Here is a 274-nt window from a genome sequence, read left to right on the forward strand (position 1 = left end):
CGTGATAAAGAGATTATTGGCATTTGTAACCGACTATTGTTTGATTAGCTTGTTATTCGGTATTTTAGAGTTTTACGTCTTTGATCTAAATGCGTTGACTATCCAAAGCATAGGTTATTTCTATGTGTTCTTTTTCTTTACGATGATGGGCCAATACATACTTTTGAAGAGGACGTTAGGGGAAAAAATATTCAAACTTCAGGTGCAAGGAAAAGAAGGTGAGAACGTTGAGGTTTCTACTTATGTGTATCGTTTGTTCGGTACTCTAATTTGC

The 274-nt window shown here is 35.4% G+C and carries 1 protein-coding gene; it reads left to right on the forward strand.

Annotation, left to right across the window (positions count from 1 at the left end):
* Positions 1–16: 16 nt before the first annotated feature.
* The coding region (locus IQR33_RS35940) for an RDD family protein (protein WP_193844031.1) at positions 17–274 on the forward strand (258 nt) is incomplete at its 3' end.

The organism is Vibrio sp. OPT46, assembly GCF_015163535.1.
Taxonomy (GTDB): domain Bacteria; phylum Pseudomonadota; class Gammaproteobacteria; order Enterobacterales; family Vibrionaceae; genus Vibrio; species Vibrio alginolyticus.